Here is a 14,941-nt window from a genome sequence, read left to right as displayed (position 1 = left end):
TTTATCCATCTCCACCAGATAGCAGCTTTTGCCTGTCCTAGGCTTTCTATATACTATCCTCTCCATTTGATAGAAACAAAGTTATCGCCATCGCGCTATACGTATCAAGCGTGGCATCGCGGTATTTGCCCCCGTGAAAACCCCCTCCTGTTGAGAGGGGGATTACGGTATTTAAAAAAAAGCTGACAAAATCCCGAAAGCAGAAAAATGCTTTTTAATATAAAAGAAGGCGCATTTCTATCTTGTAATACGACAAACTGCATTATATCATTTTTACATGCTTATTGTAAAAACATGAAATAATATTGTATCTTAGAACTACAATTTAACTAACATTATTTTTTTAATATTATTAGATATCATAATGGATAAGCCAGAACTTCCAATTAGAACATTTATCCCGACGCATGTCGGTGATGCCAGACAAAACTGGTATAAAACAAAGAAAAAGCCGATGCTTGACAGGCTGGATGCCAGCATAAAAGCACCCGAAAATTTTTCTATACGCGATATAAAGGCGTTTATTGCGAACATCGAAAAACTCATCGAGAAAAGCAGAAACCTAGCCGTATATTTCGGTGTAGAGACAGAGGGAAAGCAAGATGTTGTATTGCTCTTTGCGGGCATTAAAAGATGGTCCAATCTTCCGAATACCTATTATTTGTTGAACAAAGAGGGAGGATTGGAGGAGATCTCCGTAGAAGAGGGAAATACATTGCGGAACAATTATCAAAATGGTATACAACCCGTCTTAGGACGATCTACCGACGATGGGGATATCGAAACAGAGTATGTTTTTTTTGAGAAAGATATTATTGCAGAAATATTGGGAGAAATTCGATTTCAAGAGGGCAAGAAGCGGATTGATGGCCTGAAGGTACAGTTAGTTTCTTATGCGAATAAGGAAGCGGAAGGTGGTTTTTTCAGGAATAGGGATGCTCCAAAATACCTGGAGCGGCTTTCCATTATGTTTACGTATACAAAGGACGGCCGGGACACCAATTTTGAGGATATTGACCGCGTGAGGTATGAAGAAACGCGAGAGGAGCAAAATAAGGGTAAAAGTGGTTTGAATAGTGGCAACCCTATTCCTCCACCACCATCTCGAGGAGATATATAATAGTTTCACAGCTGATGGACATCACGTATCTTGTAAAAAGATAAAAATAATATGGTAACTTGGGGCTGCAATTTAACTAGCAATTTTTTTAAACATTCATAACGAAAACTATGTACCACTTCATCAAACTATTATTAGGGTGTTCCCTTTTGGCTAGCTTAATTAGTTGTCATTCTGAAAATTTTTCAATTTTGCCGGATACCGACAATAGCATAGCTGAAACGAGGCTGAACCAAAATATTCAACCCCTCCCTTCAAATGCGTTCGTTCAAAAAGCCTATGTTGAAATGCGGACCGATTGGTTCACAAGACACAAAAAAGAGACACTATCTAAAGCGGGCTACCCTAATATAACGGAGCAATTCACCAATACGCCTGTAAAACGCTTCCTCGAGGTCATCGAAATGCTATCAAAAGATTCGGGTATCAATGTTCATTTTGCCGCGGAAAAACAGGGGGAGGCCGAGCTCCGGTTGCTGTTTGTTCGTTCTGACCAAGGGTTTAAGGATGTAGGAGATTACTATCAATTGAATCCGAATGGCTCGTTCGTGAAAATAGCTAACCGTATCGACGTGGAGGAGTTGAAAAACAATTATAAAAAGGGTATAAAGACGGTGCTAGACAATACCACGGGTGCTACATACGGAGAAACCGAGTTTGTCCATTTCGATAGGGAAACAATTCGTGAAATAAAGGAAGAAATCGCTTATCAGGTCGCACGCGGAACCATTGCTGGCATCACCACCAAAATTCTGTCATTAGCTGATGAAGAAACCGAAGAACGCATTGTGCGGGAGAAAAAAGACAGAATTCTACAGCGCCTCACGATCCTCTTTACCTATGTTGATAAAAACAACCAGGAAACTGATTTCGAGACGATAGACCGCGAACGATACCTCAGCACCATCGCGATCCAAAACGAAGGACTCGTGAAAGGATTAGTCGCTGCGAAGAGCCGGGGCGGCGTCAGTGGTTTGAATCGTGGTAAGCCCATTCCTCCACCGTTGCCTCGAGGAGATATATAGTAGTTCCATAAATGATGGACATCACGTATTATATTTATTTAGGGGTATTAACGATGGCCGTACTGACGGCCATTGTTAGCCTAAAGAAAGGAATATCTTTTCCTGTCCGGATCATATCATTATTAGTGCTATATACGGGAGTAGTAGAATGGAGTGTTTTCTATAAAGCTGAATTCTGCTCAGATAAAACAAACGTACAGATGTATAACTTCTTCCATCTTGTGCAATATCTGGCCTTTGCCTATTATTTTCAGCAGATTATTCAATTACGTTTTGTTCAGAAAATAATTCAGGGCTTCTTATACTTATATCCTATATTCTGGTATGTGCTCGTGTTTTTTGTTTTTAAGCTTAATGAATGGAATAGCTATGTATTTGTCTCCGGTGGCATGTTTATACTTTTCTTTTCTGTTGTTTATTGTTACGAATTGTTAAGTGCGGAAGAGCCGATTATGTTACGGAACTGTAGTGAGTTTTGGATCGCCATTGGTTTGATTTTCTTTTATGTTTGTGGTGTACCCTATATGGGGATGTATCGTTTTTTAACAGCGAATTATGCCGATTTGGCTAAGATATTGAAAATACCCTTACAAATCTCCAATATCGTGATGTACTCGCTGTTTACCTATGCTTTTATATGCCAGTTGACCATTACCAAGAGATCTTAGCTGTCATCATTACGGTGGTCGTGCTGTTCATGGCTTTGCTGTGCGTAATGGTATTGATTATGTTCAACCATCAACGGCGTAAATTCCGATATCGGGAAGAGAAAAAAGCGATGTCTGAAGCGTATCAGAAGCAATTGTTGGAATCGCGACTGGAAATGCAGGAAGAAACCTTTGATTCCATCAGTCGGGAGATACACGATAACGTGGGGCAACTGCTGAGTTTAGCTAAAGTACAGCTTAACATTGCCAGACAAAGCACTCATGCTGATAAGGATTTGCTTGAAGATATCAAGTCCAATGTGGGGCAAGCCATGACCGACCTGCGGGATATCGCCAAAAGTTTGAGCAGCGAGCGACTGCAGTGGATATCGCTGGTGCAGGCGGTAAGCCACGAATTACAGCGTATAGGGCGTAATGGATTGATGCAGTGTCATCTGCATACGGAAGGTGAGGAAAATACGCTTCCTGAACAGCGCAAGACAATCGCTTTCCGCATCGTGCAGGAGAGTTTACAAAATATCTTGAAACATGCACAAGCTACAGAAATAAAAATCTTGTTCGGCTTTGCTGAAAGTGAATTACGCATTCATATTCAGGATAACGGCGTTGGTTTCAACACCGAAAAAGGCGCAACAGGCGGACTTGGTTTACAAAATATCAGAACCCGGGCAGCACTGATGGGGGGACTTGCCGACATCCAAAGTGCCGCTGGAGAAGGTACAACGATCATACTGCATGTTCCTTATAACTAATATTAAAGATAATGACGAATACCCAACATATTGCCATCGTAGACGACCATGCCCTTTTTCGCAAAGGACTAACCGGACTTATCAACGGTTTCCCGGGTTACAACGTAATTTTGGAAGCTTCCAATGGAAGGGATTTGATCCATCGCTTGCAGGAAGTAGAGCAGTTACCGGATATCGCCCTGCTCGATATCAGTATGCCGGAAATGGACGGCTATGCCACGGCAGAGTGGTTGCGGATCAACCATCCGTCGGTCAAAATACTGGCGCTGAGTACCATGGATGCGGAGTCGGCCATCATCAAGATGATCCGGCATGGTGCCAAAGGTTATGTGCTCAAGGATGCCGAACCTAGCGAGCTTAAAAGAGCGTTTGAGGAGGTACTGACTGTCGGTTATTTCTTTAATGAACTGATTACCCACAAAGTGTTGTTTTCTATACAGGCGCTGACGGAGGCAAGTGATATCCAAACTTTTGTAAAACTGACCGATCGGGAGATTACATTCCTGAAGCAGATCTGTTCGGAAAAGAACTATGCAGAAATAGCGGACGAGATGTGCGTCAGTGTCCGTACCGTAGAAGGTTATCGCAATGCGGTATGCGAAAAACTACAGCTGAAAACCCGGACCGGTCTAGCGATGTATGCCATCAAAAATGGGATTGTAAGATTAGACTAACTTTCTTGTGAATAAGATAATCTGTTTATGCCTTTTTTTGCATATCTGTTGCAAAATGATGAAATAATATGGTAACTTGGAACTGTATTTAACTAGCAATATTTTTTACCGTTAATAACAAAAACCATGTATCAAATCATCAAACTATCATTAGGTTGCTTCTTTTTGACTAGCTTAATTAGTTGTCATTCGGAGAATTTTTCAATTTTGCCGGATATCAGCACTAGCATAGCTGAAACAAAACCAGCTGAAAATTATCAACCCCTCCCTTCAAACGTCTTCATTCAAAAAACCTATGTTGAAATGCGAGCCGATTGGTTCTCTAGACACAAAAAAGAGGCTCTATCTAAAGCGGGCTACCCCAATATAACCGAGCAGTTCACCAATACTCCAGTAAAACGTTTCCTCGAGGTCATCGAAGCCCTCTCCAAAGATTCGGGTATTAATGTTCATTTCGCCGCGGAAAAACAGGATGAAGCTACGTTGCGATTGCTGTTTGTTAGTGCCGACCAAGATTTTAAAGATGTTGGAGATTACTATCAATTGAATCCGGATGGTTCGTTCGCGAAAATAGCCAACAGTATCGACGTAGAGGAGTTGAAAAACAATTATAAAAAGGGTATAAAGACGGTTTTGGACAAAACCACGGATGCTACATACGGAGAAACGGAGCTTGTTCATTTCAATAAGGAGACAATTAGTGAAATAAGGAGAGAGATAGCTTATCAGACCGAACGCGGTACCATTGCCGGTATTACGACCAAAATTGTGTCATTAGGCGATGAAGAAACCGAAGAACGCATTGCGCGGGAGAAAGAAGACAGAATTCTACAGCGCCTCACGATCCTCTTTACCTATGTTGACAAAAACAACCAGGAAACTGATTTCGAGACGATAGACCGCGAACGATACCTTAGCACCATCGCGATCCAAAACGAAGGACTCGTGAAAGGATTAGTCGCTGCGAAGAGCCGGGGCGGCGTCAGTGGTTTAAATACAGGGGATCCGATTCCTCCTTATCCGCGCGGAAATATATAAACCAAAAGAGATGTAATTCCGTGATTTGATGAATATAACACATGTTATTTATCTCAGTGTGTTAACGATGGCTGTATTAATTGCCATCGTTAAGCCTAAAGCGAGGACTACCTTCACCTATTCGTGTTATTGCTCTAATAGTTCTATATACAGGCTTCATAGCGTGGGGTGTTTTCTATAAAAGAGAATTTTTGCCAGATAAAACTAATGCACATATATATAATTGTTTTATACTAGGGCAGTATTTGGCTTTCGCGTACTATTTTCTACAAATTAGTCAATCGCATTCTGTGCGGAAAATTATTCGTGTGTTTCTATACTTGTATCCGGCGCTATGGTATTTGTTGGTGTTCTTTATGTTTAATCTTAACGAATGGAATAGTTACGTATACATGGTAGGTGGAGTATTTATTGTGTTTTTTGCAATTGTATACTGTTACCAATTGCTGAATGCTGCCGAACCGATTATGTTGCGAAACTGTAGTGAATTTTGGATTGCTATTGGACTAATTTTCTTTTATACTTGTGGTGTACCGTATATGGGAATGTTTAATTTTCTTACTAAACACCAAAATGATTTAGCGCGATTGCTGAAAATACCCTTACAAATTTCCAATATCGTGATGTATTCCCTGTTTACCTATGCCTTTATATGCCAGTTGACCATTACCAAGAGATCTTAGCTGTCATCATTACGGTGGTCGTGCTGTTCATGGCTTTGCTGTGCGTAATGGTATTGATTATGTTCAACCATCAACGGCGTAAATTCCGATACCGGGAAGAGAAAAAAGCGATGTCTGAAGCGTATCAGAAGCAATTGTTGGAATCGCGACTGGAAATGCAGGAGGAGACCTTTGATTCCATCAGTCGGGAGATACACGATAACGTGGGGCAATTGCTAAGTTTAGCTAAAGTGCAGCTTAACATTGCCAGGCAAAGCACTGAGGCTGATAAGGATTTGCTTGAAGATATCAAGTCCAATGTGGGGCAAGCCATGACCGACCTGCGGGATATCGCCAAAAGTTTGAGCAGCGAGCGACTGCAGTGGATATCGCTGGTGCAGGCGGTAAGCCACGAATTACAGCGTATAGGGCGTAATGGATTGATGCGGTGTCATCTGCATACGGAAGGTGAGGAAAATACGCTTCCTGAACAGCGCAAGACAATCGTTTTCCGCATCGTGCAGGAGAGTTTACAAAATATCTTGAAACATGCACAAGCTACAGAAATAAAAATCTTGTTCGACTTTGCTGAAAGTGAATTACGCATTCATATTCAGGACAACGGCATTGGTTTCAACACCGAAAAAGGCACAACAGGCGGACTTGGTTTGCAAAATATCAGAACCCGGGCAGCACTGATGGGTGGCCTTGCCGACATCCAAAGTATTGCTGGAGAAGGTACAACGATCATACTGCATGTTCCTTATAACTAATATTAAAGATAATGACGAATACCAAACATATTGCCATCGTAGACGACCACGCCCTTTTTCGCAAAGGACTGGCCGGGCTTATCAATGGTTTCCCGGGTTACAACGTAATTTTGGAAGCTTCCAATGGAAGGGATTTGATCCATCGCTTGCAGGAAGTAGAGCAGTTACCGGATATCGCCCTGCTCGATATCAGTATGCCGGAAATGGACGGCTATGCCACGGCAGAGTGGTTGCGGATCAACCATCCGTCGATCAAAATACTGGCGCTGAGTACCATGGATGCGGAGTCGGCCATCATCAAGATGATCCGGCATGGTGCCAAAGGTTATGTGCTCAAGGATGCCGAACCTAGCGAGCTTAAAAGAGCGTTTGAGGAGGTACTGACTGTCGGTTATTTCTTTAATGAACTGATTACCCACAAAGTGTTGTTTTCTATACAGGCGCTGACGGAGGCAAGTGATATCCAAACTTTTGTAAAACTGACCGATCGGGAGATTACATTCCTGAAGCAGATATGTTCGGAAAAGTCTTATGCAGAAATAGCGGACGAGATGTGCGTCAGTGTCCGTACCGTAGAAGGTTATCGCAATGCGGTATGCGAAAAACTGCAGCTGAAAACCCGAACCGGTCTGGCGATGTATGCCATCAAAAACGGCATTGTTAAATTGGATTAGGGATGCTCCTACAACGGATGCTTAACCCCCTCAAAAGTCATTTTCACCGGATTAATATAACCCTGTTCGTCAAAAGTCATGGGTTCGATACAGGTCTCCCGTTCGTGCGCCTCCGTCTTATCGAGCGGTCTGCGATGATAAACGATATAGTAAGTATCCTCGTTAGGGATTTTGATAACCGAATGATGTCCCGCACCGGTAGCGATATCCTTATCTTGTTCCAAAATAGTTGCAATGCGTTTAAAAGGGCCAAACGGACTATCGGCTATCGCGTAGGCGACTTTATAATCTGGTCCGGTCCAGCCGCCTTCTGACCACATGAAATAGTACTTGTTGTTTCGGATAAACATGAAAGGACCTTCCACATAGTTTTCGGGTGTCACTTCTTTATAGATGGTGCCGTCCTCAAAAGGTACTAAACTTTTAAAATCGTCACTAAGTTTCACGACATTACAATGTTTCCATCCGCCGTAGTACATATAATATTGACCGTCTTTATCTTTAAAAACAAACTGGTCGATGGGTTGTGCGCCATGGACAATGTCATTAATCAACGGTTTACCAAGCAAATCTTTGTAAGGACCTTCGGGGCGGTCAGCAACCGAGACGCCTATGCCACCAATTTCCCCTTCGTGGACATCATTCGCGGCAAAGAAAAAATAATACTTTCCATCTTTTTCGATAATACTAGGCGCCCACATAGCCTTTTTTGCCCATTTCACTTCCGACGTGTCGATAATCCGAGGATGTTTTTCCCAGGTAACCAAATCTTTAGAAGAAAAAGCATCGAATAATACCTGCTGTTCGTATGGTGCGGAGTAGGTTGGGAAAACCCAATAGGTGTTGTCGTATACAATGCCTTCTGGATCCGCATACCACCCAGGGAAAACAGGGTTCTGCTGTGCGGATACATTTGACCATACGAATAAGAGATAAAAACAGGTGAAAAACGTTGCTTTATTCATTGTGCTCGGATTATATTCGTTTTAAAGATAGAAAAATAATCACTTTTTTACATATTTATAATCCTAATTGTGCTTTTCCTGCTTCGCTGATGTTGTCGATGCTCCATTCGGGTTCCCATACCAAGTTGATTTTTGTTTGGCGTTCTGGAAAAGCTCGCTGCAAAACGTTGATAACACCTTGTTCTATGGCGTCGCCCATCGGACAATGGGGGGTGGAAAGTGTCATGCGCACGGTAATGGCCTTCGGATCGTTAAAATCAAGTCCGTACACTAAACCCATATCCACGATGTTAATGTTCAACTCGGGGTCGATGACCTCCATGAGGGCAAGATTCGCCCGAAGCTCCTCTTGTGCATAAGGGTTTGTCAACGATATCATAGTGTCACTCGGCTTTTATGAAATATAACATGAAAAACATTATAACCATATACTAAAGAGACGATAATCCAAAGAATCCCGGTTATCTGTAATAGAGTAGCTTGTTCTAAAACAATACCCGCGCACGTGAGTAATAATGTGCTAAGGTATAGATAATATTGATAAGGAATCAACCCGCCGTGATAGAGATCCTTTGGCATGGGTATTTTTATTTTCCCGTTTAGGTTTTTATATCGTTTGTTCCAAATGATAAACGGAAGCGTTTTAAATGTTTTGCCGAGGATAATACCCGTAATCCATCCTAAAAAAATCAAGGTACCATATAGGGAAGCCCATTTTGTTTGCGGATATAGGAGGAGAACCGGAATAAACATAAAAGCAAGACTTAAACATAAGGATGAGAGACCGGCATGTTTCATTAACATATCTACCTTTTTGCGTGCACGGTGTTTGTAAGTGTCGATGATATAAATCAACCAACAGGCGGTTCCCGATGCTATTAATGTAGCATACATCAGCATGCGTAAGCTAATGGGATTAAAATAGCCGTCCGCTAGAAAAAGAATAAGTCCCACGTTTTGTAGGATCAATGCAGCATATAATAACCTCATTTTTTTGGATTTTCCCAATAGGAACATTGGAATAAGTTTCGCACCTACACCGCATATCAATTGTAAAAACCAACCTGCGATACCTGCATGTGCATGTAGTTTAAGAATATCTAGGTGGTTTTGAGGGATAAACCTATATCGAAGATTGATGGCAAGCAGTAGACCGACCGTTGTCGTAAAACAGAGCCAAAAGGCAGAGAGTAGCAAGAAATGTTGATTTACCTGCGATTTATTGGAGTCGTTAGTTGTTTGATAAAGATTGAATGTGTATAAGTAGCTACTACATACGACACAGATTCCCGATATAATCATGAACCATCCCATGTCAAACCTCCAAAAGGACCAGATCATGCCGCAGGTACCGATGGTTAATAGGAGATAGGATAGAAATGCTAATTTTGTGCTAAACAATTCGCGTTCGCATATAACGGGGAGTAGCTGATACGCTGCGCCGAAAATAACCATCGTCCCCCAACCTAATGCGGCCGTATGTACAATCGCTAAGATTGACGGATCGAAATAATGACCGGTAAGTTTCGTAGCGGAAAGAAAAAGAAGAATGCAAAGCAATAAAAAGAACACGGCCGCTGTTCCGTAAAAAGGAATAACGGCGAGTTCTTTAGGTGCTTTGTTTACAAATATATCGGCCATTCTGCTTTACTCGGCATGGAGCTGTTCACGACAGGCTTCGATAACCTTTGGAAACAAAATATTATTTTCCAGGTGGATGTGTTGGAATAAATCCTGTTCGAAAGCTTTCATCTGCTCATAGAGATAGGTATAGGAATTGCAGGCATGTGCCGGAAGTTCATAATCTTTTGTTAATTTCCGGAAATGGACCAATTCTGCTCCGGCATCCTCGTGTTCATGTTGCAGTTCGTCGATAATCCGTTTGATCTCTTCGTTTTCAAGTGAAGATAAATCTTTGGTGGCGGGGAATAGAAGTGCTTCTTCTTTCTCAATATGTTGGTACAGATCGGCCATGAGATGGTGCGTGTCTTTTGCAAACCCAACGAGTTCAGGGCTTTCATTACCGTGCCGGGATGCAACCTTGTTGGCCAGTTGTTCTATAATAGGGCCGAATTCGCGGATGTAGCCGTGATGTATGTTTTTGATATAGTCGGCAAGAAAGGCAATATCCCATCCATTGAAATTGAGGTGTACAGGTACGTTCTCCTGGGTTTCACTTTTTGCGAGTTCATGACGTAAAGCTTCTTCCGTGAGACCTGCGGTAGCAGCGGCTTCTTTTAACGTGACCTTTCCACCACAGCAGAAATCTATCCCTAGTTTTTTGAAAACCGCTGCTTTGCGCATATCGGCAGCTGCAATTCCCCCTACGGTTTCTGGTTTGCTTTCAGCAGCCGGCTTCGCAATGTTTACCCGCCACCATTCCGGGCCAGATTCCAGGTATTCCCAAGTAAAGATGTTACCTCTTTCGCCTAGTAATTGGTAATATAATGGACGTGGATCGTGGTCGTTCACGATAATAAAAGACTCACCACCTTCTAAAGCATCGAAATGCGCAAATATAGTTGGATGCTTTAATCGTGGTTCAATCGTAGTGACATTTAATATGGCTGTTTTTATCATGGCATTTATGTATTAATGTGAATTATTACACAAAGTTATGTTGTTGATGTATAGTGTTTTATGCGTGGACTCATATTGGCTTCAACACATGTCAGAATAATGTTTTTTTTCTGTTCTTTTTTCCGTAAAAAGTAACATTAAAGATCTTTCTTCTTGAAATGCCTTGTCGCGAACCACAACGGCAAAGCTGTCCACATTAACATGACTAGAACCGTAATGAGCATGCCTATATGCGTGCCGAAGAAATCCCGAAAGATAGCTCCCGTATAACCCATCATCGCGGACAGGTCTATTTCTAATAAAATTAAGATACGGCTGATGTCTATCGGATTAAGCATCGATACGGCGATCATCATTTTTTCGATAGGATAGTCGGCAAATTGAAATAGCAGAAACAGCAACATGGCATCAAAAATCAACGCGAAGTACAACCATAAAATGATAGCCAAACCAATGCCTTTAGATTTATCCCGGATACGTACCGCGGTCCATGTTGCGATGGATACAAATATCAGGGATAATAATAGGCCGCCGATAACGAGTGTGATGCCCGATAAGCTATAGGCAAAGATAAAGGTAGGGATACCTACACCAATAAAAAAAGCCAGTGTCATAGCAGTAGCGAGCCCCATGAATATGCTGAGCCATATACTTTGCCGTTTTAGAGGCTGGCTGACGAGCAGTGCAATAAATTCAGCACTGTTGTACAGGTAAATGCTTGAAAATACAATACAAACCAGCGGCACGACAAAAAGAACCAGGTTAAGCATACTGGCGATGCCTTTGTCGGTATTGTCTTCCATGAGGAAGATACTGAGAGAAAGTGTAAGAAGCACCAAGGTGTAGAACAGTATGGTGCGATTACGCAACAGATCGGAAATAACGTACTTGATAATCTTATTGTTCATGGATAACTTCTTTGGTAAACATCGTTTTATATCCCATAACGTGGGCGATCGCTCTGGATAATTTATCGGTGCCGGTATCCGCTTTCAATTCCGCAAGAGATTTATGAAAACGCAGCTCGCCGTCTTGCATATAGATGATTTGGGAAACGAGATCATCCAAGTCACTCAATACATGTGACGTAATCAAAATAAGTTTGTTTTTCTCTTTTTCCCGGATAATTTTCTCTTTGAGGATTTCTGTAGCCACAGGGTCTAATCCAGCTGTGGGTTCATCCAGAATCAACACTTTCGGATTAAACATAAAAGCAAGACAGGCACTCACTTTTTGTCGTGTTCCACCAGATAGGGTGCGCATACGTTTGTCTAACATGGTCTCGATTTCAAATTTTTCGTAGAGTTCGTTGTCGAGTAGGTGAGAAGGTGTTTTGCGTATATCGATCATCATGTCCAATACTTGGCCAATGCTCATGTTCTCGGGGTACTCGCCTTTTTGCGGCATATAGCCTATGTCGCTGCGGTAGGCCCATTCCCTGTTGATATTTTTACCTTCAACGTAAATATTGCCGGAACTGGGAACGACCATGCCCAGAATGGTTTTGATTAATGTCGTCTTTCCACTGCCATTAGGGCCGATGAGTGAAATACATTGACCCGGTGTTAGGGACAAATCGATGTCCTTTAATACCTGTAGCTTACCAAAATGTTTAGAAAGTTTCTCAATTTTAATCATCGTATAGCAGATTTCATCTAATTACTGTTCTTTTATCGGGTTTCATTAACGGATTTTCGTCTTTTAAATTTTCCGGTGTCAAACTTGGAATCATTTTTTCACTGCGATCAAATAACGTAACCATAAAACTGCGGAAAAGTAACATAGCCGCTGGGTATCGTTCGACGAGCATGGAGAAAAGGCTAACCGGATGATGCGGCACATCGCCGATACCGTCTTTGTTTAGGTCATATCCTTCATATTGATCCCAATAATTACCGTTAAACGTATTGGTCATTTTACCGCCATTAGTAGCAACGTCAAAGGTGTTTTGGATAAAGGTATTCCTGCTTAACGTGTTATGCATACAGCTGGTGAATATCTTGATGGCCCAACCGTTGTTTTCAAAACTGTTTTGCTGTATTTGGATGCGGTTGCTGCCTTCCATGAAGATACCTGTCGTGTTCTTAACGAATGTATTGTTTTGAATATAACTGTCGGTGATGTCTTTGAGTAGGAGTCCATAGGTGGCATCTCCCCAATTCTCTTCAAAGATGTTATGTTCCATGCGCATGCGCTGGGTATACATTACCGCTACACCTGCTCCGTTGGCTTTGAATGTATTATAGTGGTATTGGTTGTCATGCGAAAACATAAAATGCAGGCCATAGCGGAGATTGTTTTGTGCCCTATTTCGGTCTACCTGTGTATGGGTTACAAATTCCAGATAAATACCGTCGCGATGTCCGGCAATTTCATTGTTGAGGATAGCTATACTATCACTTTTCCAGGCATGGATACCATTTCCGACCAAGCGTTCCGTTTCTCCGTATGTCTGGAGCCGGTTATTTTCAATTCGGCAATTTTTTGCATTCTGTAGATAGATCCCGAAGAAATTGTTGTCCAGTATATTATTTTCTATGGCAATATGGCTACCGTTATACACTTTGACGGCGGCAATGTCTTTCAGGGAAGAATGGGCGGAATTTTTAATAGTGAACCCCTTTATCGTAACATAGTTTGCTTTTATGGAAACAGGTTCGTGTTTTTTTTGTGCGTCGATGACGGGATTGTTCTTCCCGATAAGGGTCAGGCTTTTGGTGATAAGAATATTTTCTTCTTGATAAAGCCCGCCATGCACCATGATCGTATCGCCGTTTTTGGCTTTCGCGATGGCTTGTATAATGGATGATATGGCATGCTGTTTACCAACATGAATGGTAGTGGCACCTGTCGGGCCAACTACCATACATAAACAAACGCATGTAATCAATATATAGAATAGAAAACTCTTCATCGAAATATTTTTATTCCCAAAGATCATCCCATGTGAGTGGCGTACCGCCAACCTCATTTAATGTCTCTTCCATATCACTTTTACGGACAAATGCGGCAATATCACCTCGCATAGGGCTTTTCAAGTCTTCACTTTTCAGATAAAACATTTCTTCTGCAGGTTTAAGCTCGCTGGTGTTGAAATCTGGCAGATAGAAGGCCGCAATATCCTCCCGGTTTATATCTCCATCTTCGACATAGGCAATCATACATTGCACGTCGTCAAAATTATAGGCGCGTCCTTTCTTGGTAACCAGCTGTGTGCCAAATCGGGCGTCACTGATGGTCATCTTGCAATATACGCATTGGTCTTTTCCATATTGAATAGGTTGCGGGCCGGCGTTGCTTGTGCAGGCTTGCGTACCTATCAGAACACAAAATGCGAGCAGCGCGAATATGTTGAAAAAGAAGTATTTTGTTTTCATCTATGCGTTATTTTTAGAAATTTTCGAAGACTGTGTTGTTTCTTTCGCTAACCATATTTCTCGTCCAGTGCAATACGCCAGCAACATGCCGACGCCGATAAAGATCCATCCTCCTATATCTGGAATGGAGAATGCGCCAAAGTTGAGCAATTGCTTAAAGCCGATAAGCGGAGGCTGATAGGCCATGCCGGGAACGATAATAGGTGCGTTAGGGTCGAGATCATGGCCGTAATTGTATAACCATCTATAAAAGTCGACCATAGCTACAATCCCAAATAACAGGAAGGCCGCAAATAATACATATACCCATTTTCTTTTACCGCTTATCGTAACTATTAAGAAACTGAATGCAAAGAAACCAATGATATAGGGGAGGACGGTAAATTCGATGAAATCATCGGCATGAAGCGTTTTCATGCCGATGTAGTGATTCAACCCGTTAATAATTTCCACATTACCGGCTAGCTTATTGCTGTATATCTGTAATTCCAGCCCTTCCGGATATTGTGCTGCATCCAGCTCTATACGCCAAATAGGGAGGAAGATAACTGCAACTAATGCAAGACTGCATACCAGGAGTATGATGCGGTTTGCGGATGTTATAGGTGTTGAATTTTTCACGTTGTATATAAG

17 protein-coding genes are annotated in these 14,941 nt (G+C 42.0%); 8 read left to right on the top strand and 9 right to left on the bottom strand.

Annotated features, from left to right (window positions below):
- Positions 1–364: 364 nt before the first annotated feature.
- From EWE74_RS06710 to EWE74_RS06675, 8 genes are all read left to right on the top strand, one after another.
- Positions 365–1,120 (top strand): hypothetical protein, encoded by a 756-nt coding sequence (locus EWE74_RS06710; protein WP_130140712.1) that lies wholly within the window; start codon positions 365–367, stop codon positions 1,118–1,120.
- A gap of 191 nt (positions 1,121–1,311) precedes the next feature.
- Positions 1,312–2,145, top strand: a complete 834-nt coding sequence (locus EWE74_RS06705; RefSeq protein WP_130140711.1) for a hypothetical protein — start codon at positions 1,312–1,314, stop codon at positions 2,143–2,145.
- A gap of 11 nt (positions 2,146–2,156) precedes the next feature.
- The gene (locus EWE74_RS06700; RefSeq protein ID WP_130140710.1) at positions 2,157–2,813 is read left to right on the top strand and encodes a hypothetical protein; all 657 of its coding nucleotides are present in this window, start codon (positions 2,157–2,159) and stop codon (positions 2,811–2,813) included.
- On the top strand, positions 2,783–3,565 hold the full coding sequence (locus tag EWE74_RS06695) for a sensor histidine kinase (RefSeq protein ID WP_130140709.1): 783 nt from the start codon (positions 2,783–2,785) through the stop codon (positions 3,563–3,565). The genes EWE74_RS06700 and EWE74_RS06695 overlap by 31 nt, the downstream gene beginning before the upstream one ends.
- A gap of 11 nt (positions 3,566–3,576) precedes the next feature.
- A complete protein-coding gene (locus EWE74_RS06690; protein WP_130140708.1) occupies positions 3,577–4,239 on the top strand; it encodes a response regulator transcription factor in 663 nt (220 codons plus the stop codon).
- 303 nt (positions 4,240–4,542) lie between these two features.
- A complete protein-coding gene (locus EWE74_RS06685) occupies positions 4,543–5,277 on the top strand; it encodes a hypothetical protein (RefSeq protein ID WP_130140707.1) in 735 nt (244 codons plus the stop codon).
- Positions 5,278–5,929: 652 nt separating this feature from the next.
- On the top strand, positions 5,930–6,712 hold the full coding sequence (locus EWE74_RS06680; RefSeq protein WP_130140706.1) for a sensor histidine kinase: 783 nt from the start codon (positions 5,930–5,932) through the stop codon (positions 6,710–6,712).
- Positions 6,713–6,723: 11 nt separating this feature from the next.
- Positions 6,724–7,386 carry a response regulator transcription factor gene (locus EWE74_RS06675; RefSeq protein ID WP_130140705.1) on the top strand — a complete coding sequence of 221 codons (663 nt, stop codon included), beginning with the start codon at positions 6,724–6,726 and terminating at the stop codon, positions 7,384–7,386.
- 8 nt (positions 7,387–7,394) lie between these two features.
- On the opposite strand, the gene EWE74_RS06670 is transcribed toward EWE74_RS06675, so the two are convergent.
- The 9 genes from EWE74_RS06670 to EWE74_RS21215 form a co-directional block, all read right to left on the bottom strand.
- Positions 7,395–8,351, bottom strand: a complete 957-nt coding sequence (locus EWE74_RS06670; RefSeq protein WP_130140704.1) for a glycoside hydrolase family 43 protein — start codon at positions 8,349–8,351, stop codon at positions 7,395–7,397.
- A 55-nt stretch (positions 8,352–8,406) separates the two neighbouring features.
- Complete coding sequence (locus EWE74_RS06665; protein WP_130140703.1) at positions 8,407–8,730, bottom strand: metal-sulfur cluster assembly factor; 324 nt, start codon at positions 8,728–8,730, stop codon at positions 8,407–8,409.
- Positions 8,727–9,992, bottom strand: a complete 1,266-nt coding sequence (locus tag EWE74_RS06660; RefSeq protein ID WP_130140702.1) for a hypothetical protein — start codon at positions 9,990–9,992, stop codon at positions 8,727–8,729. The genes EWE74_RS06665 and EWE74_RS06660 overlap by 4 nt, the downstream gene beginning before the upstream one ends.
- A 6-nt stretch (positions 9,993–9,998) precedes the next feature.
- Entirely contained in the window at positions 9,999–10,931 is a 933-nt protein-coding gene (gene ric / locus EWE74_RS06655; RefSeq protein WP_130140701.1) for an iron-sulfur cluster repair di-iron protein, read from the bottom strand.
- Between the two features lie 137 nt (positions 10,932–11,068).
- On the bottom strand, positions 11,069–11,839 hold the full coding sequence (locus EWE74_RS06650) for an ABC transporter permease subunit (protein ID WP_130140700.1): 771 nt from the start codon (positions 11,837–11,839) through the stop codon (positions 11,069–11,071).
- The gene (locus tag EWE74_RS06645; RefSeq protein ID WP_130140699.1) at positions 11,829–12,569 is read right to left on the bottom strand and encodes an ABC transporter ATP-binding protein; all 741 of its coding nucleotides are present in this window, start codon (positions 12,567–12,569) and stop codon (positions 11,829–11,831) included. The genes EWE74_RS06650 and EWE74_RS06645 overlap by 11 nt, the downstream gene beginning before the upstream one ends.
- A gap of 13 nt (positions 12,570–12,582) precedes the next feature.
- Entirely contained in the window at positions 12,583–13,797 is a 1,215-nt protein-coding gene (locus EWE74_RS06640) for a nitrous oxide reductase family maturation protein NosD (protein ID WP_206365155.1), read from the bottom strand.
- A gap of 58 nt (positions 13,798–13,855) precedes the next feature.
- A complete protein-coding gene (locus tag EWE74_RS21220; RefSeq protein WP_206365154.1) occupies positions 13,856–14,308 on the bottom strand; it encodes a nitrous oxide reductase accessory protein NosL in 453 nt (150 codons plus the stop codon).
- Complete coding sequence (locus EWE74_RS21215; RefSeq protein WP_239018570.1) at positions 14,309–14,929, bottom strand: hypothetical protein; 621 nt, start codon at positions 14,927–14,929, stop codon at positions 14,309–14,311.
- Positions 14,930–14,941: the final 12 nt, after the last annotated feature.

The sequence above is a fragment of the Sphingobacterium corticibacterium genome (assembly GCF_004208525.1).
In the GTDB taxonomy this organism is placed as follows: domain Bacteria; phylum Bacteroidota; class Bacteroidia; order Sphingobacteriales; family Sphingobacteriaceae; genus Sphingobacterium; species Sphingobacterium corticibacterium.
Note: the sequence above shows the minus strand (reverse complement) of the source record. Positions and strands in the feature narration are given on the sequence as shown.